This is a genomic window from Microbacterium azadirachtae (assembly GCF_000956545.1).
Taxonomy (GTDB): Bacteria; Actinomycetota; Actinomycetes; order Actinomycetales; family Microbacteriaceae; genus Microbacterium; species Microbacterium azadirachtae.
In genome coordinates, this window is the sequence record NZ_JYIT01000019.1 from 1 (window position 1) to 3,093 (window position 3,093).

General features: G+C 72.1%; 3 protein-coding genes. 1 reads left to right on the top strand and 2 read right to left on the bottom strand.

Going from position 1 to position 3,093, the window contains the following annotated elements; translation table 11 throughout:
• Positions 1-108: 108 nt before the first annotated feature.
• Together RL72_RS00150 and RL72_RS00155 are read right to left on the bottom strand one after the other, a co-directional pair.
• Positions 109-999, bottom strand: coding sequence for an alpha/beta hydrolase (locus RL72_RS00150; protein WP_045248776.1), 891 nt, complete (start codon positions 997-999; stop codon positions 109-111).
• Positions 1,000-1,009: 10 nt separating this feature from the next.
• A complete protein-coding gene (locus tag RL72_RS00155) occupies positions 1,010-1,981 on the bottom strand; it encodes a cation diffusion facilitator family transporter (RefSeq protein ID WP_045248777.1) in 972 nt (323 codons plus the stop codon).
• Positions 1,982-2,222: 241 nt separating this feature from the next.
• Between RL72_RS00155 and proC the strand changes: the two genes are divergently transcribed.
• Positions 2,223-3,059: a pyrroline-5-carboxylate reductase gene (gene proC, locus RL72_RS00160; RefSeq protein ID WP_045248778.1), complete on the top strand. Its 837-nt coding sequence runs from the start codon at positions 2,223-2,225 to the stop codon at positions 3,057-3,059.
• The last annotated feature ends 34 nt before the right edge of the window (positions 3,060-3,093 follow it).

The following is a 3,093-nucleotide window of genomic DNA, read 5'->3' on the forward strand; positions in this document are numbered from 1 at the left end:
CCCCGGTCCCCGCGCTGCTCCTCCTTCCGTCTATTTGCGTCAGATCGTGGCGTACAGGGCCCTAAACCCACGGTTTGACGCAAATAGACGGAAGCGGGACGGGGGCGGTCAGAGCTTCGGGCGGCGGGCGGCGAGCCGGCCCAGGCGCTCCACGGCGAACAGATACGCCTGCGCGCGCCGGTCGAAGTAGCCGCGGTGACGCACGCCGCGGTCGTCGACCTCGGTGCGCGAGGCGTGCCCGTCGGTCGCCTCGCCCTGCTTCCCGCCGGATCCGGGGATCGGCCCGCCGTCGGACGAGTACACGATCGCACCCTCGATGTCGCGGGGATCGACCGGGTGCGCCCCCAGGCGGCCCAGCGGGGCGGTGGCGTCGGTGGACGCCTCCGTGGCGCAGAACGAGAACTCCCGCGCCGAGATGCCCGCCGCCACGGCGTCCGCGGCCATGCGCGTCATCCCTGCCGAAGCGATCGAGAACGCCATGGAGACGGGGCCCGCGCCGTCCAGGAGCACGAGCTCGCCGAACAGCGTGGACGAGTACGAGTAGGCGAGCACCGCGATGCGCGCGCTCGGATGACGGTGGCGCATGCGCACGAGGTCCCCCGCCAGACGCGCGGCGCCCACCGTGGCGTGCTTGGTCGCGAGCGCGGAGAGATGCGTCCCGGAGTCGTAGCAGAACCACGCGACGGTCGCGATCCGCGCGGATCCGCCCCGCAGCAGACTCGCGCGGATCGTGTCGGCGCACAGGTCCTGTGCGATCTCGGCCCACGCGGGGAAGGCGGCGAGGTCCGTGTCGATGCCGTGCAGCACGACGACGATGAGGTCGGCCCCGTCGAAGTCGCCGAAGGCGACGGCCGCGCGCGGCTCCTCGCCCTCGAAGAACAGCGAGATCAGCTGGGCCTGCGGATCCGCGTGCAGCACGTCCTGCACGTGCTGCAGCTTCTGCCGCGCGTCCGCCGAGACCGAGGGATCGGCCAGCGCCTTCGCGAGCGGGTCGACCATGACGGTCCGGTCAGTCGGCGGACCGCAGCACGAACGCGTCGGTCGAGGGGGAGGGATCCAGCGAGGGCCGGTAGATGTCGGGCTCGAGGTAGATCACGCGCGCCGCGGGGACAGCCTCGCGGATCCGCGCCTCGATGGCGTCGATGTCGTCGGCCGCGGCCCGCACGGTCTTGTCCGAGGTCAGCGCGATCTTGGCGGCGACGAGCAGCTCGTCGGGGCCGAGGTAGAGGGTCTTGATGTGGATGAGCTTCTCGACCTCGTCGCCCGCGTGGATCGCGTCGACGATGCGGTCGTAGTCCGCCTCGTTGGCGCCTTCGCCGACCAGCAGGCTCTTGGTCTCGATGCCCAGGACGATCGCGATGAGCACGAGCAGGAGGCCGATCATCAGCGTGCCGAGGGCGTCGAAGACCGGGTTGTGGGTGATGAGGGTGAGGCCGACGCCGAGCAGGGCGAAGAGCAGGCCGGCGAGCGCGCCGGTGTCCTCGAGCAGCACGACCGGCAGCTCCGGGGCCTTCGCCCGCCGGATGAACGAGATCCACGACTGCCCCTGCGGGCGCACGTGGTTGCTCTCCTTGATCGCGGTGCGCAGCGAGAACGACTCCAGCACGATCGACACGATCAGCACGGCGAGCGGCAGCCACCACCAGGTCTTGTCGAGCTCGTGCGGCTCGATCAGCTTCTGCACGCCCTCGTAGATCGCGAACACGCCGCCGACGGAGAACAGGATGATCGACACCACGAACGCGGACACGTAGCGCTCCCGGCCGTAGCCGAACGGGTGCTCGCGATCCGCGCGCCGCTGCGCCTTGCGGCCGCCGAGCATGAGCAGCAGCTGGTTGCCGGAGTCGGCGACCGAGTGGATGGCCTCGGCGAGCATCGAGGCGGATCCGGAGAGCAGCCACGCGATGAGCTTTGCGAGCGCGATGCCCATGTTCGCGAGGAACGCCGCCAGGATCGCCTTGCCGCCACCGGATGCACTCATGCCACGAGTCTAGGCCGACGCGGTGCATCCCACCCGGCGGCCGACGCCGTCATGCCGGCAGCCGGACGCGGGGCGGTGGGCGCTCGGACGGGACACGGTCGGCGCTCGGGCGGGATGCGGCCGGCGGCCGGGCACAACGCAGGAGGATCGGGGCATTCCGGCCGGATCCGACGCCGAGGGGGTGGGCTCTCCTGCGTTGTGCTCCGGGGCGGGCTGGGATTCGGCCTCGTAGGATGGCGGCATGGTCGAAGCGCTCCCCTCTGTCGCATTCCTCGGTGCCGGGTCGATGGGCGGCGCGATCCTGCGCGGCGTCGTCGCGAGCGGGATCCCCGTCGACGGAGGCATCACCGCCACGAACCGCACCACGGCCCGGGCCGCCGAGCTCGAGAGTCTCCCCGGGGTGCGCTCGATCGCCCTCGCGCAGCAGCCGGACGGCAACGCGGTCGCGGCTGCCGCGCGCATCGTCGTGGTCGGCGTCAAGCCCGCGATGGTCCCGGATCTGCTCGACGAGATCTCCCCGTACCTGCGCGAGGACGCCATCGTGGTGAGCATCGCGGCCGGCGTCACGCTGGCGACGTTCGCGGCGCATCTGCCGGCGTCGACGAGCGTGCTGCGCTCGATGCCCAACACCCCGGCCACGGTGGGCCGTGCGGTCACCGGCCTCGCTGCGGCCGCGGGCGTCACGGCGGAGGAGCGCGCACTCGTGCGCCGCCTGTTCGAGACCGTCGGCACCGTGATCGAGGTCGCGGAGGAGCAGATCGACCCGCTCTCGACGATCTCCGGATCCGGTCCCGCGTATGTCTTCCTGCTGATCGAGGAGTTCACCAAGGCCGCGATCGGCAAGGGCTTCGCCGAGGCGGAGGCGCGACTCATGGCGGAGCAGACCTTCATCGGCGCCACGGCCCTGCTCGAGGCGTCGGGGGAGGACCCGGCCGAGCTGCGCCGACGCGTCACGAGCCCCAAGGGCACGACCGAGCGCGCCGTCGCCGTGCTCCAGGATGCAGACCTCGCGTCCCTGTTCGTCCGCGCCACCGACGCGGCGCTCGCCCGGGCCCGCGAACTCGCCGCCGGGGCCTGAGCACGGGCGCCGGACCACCCCCGCCAGGCCGCGC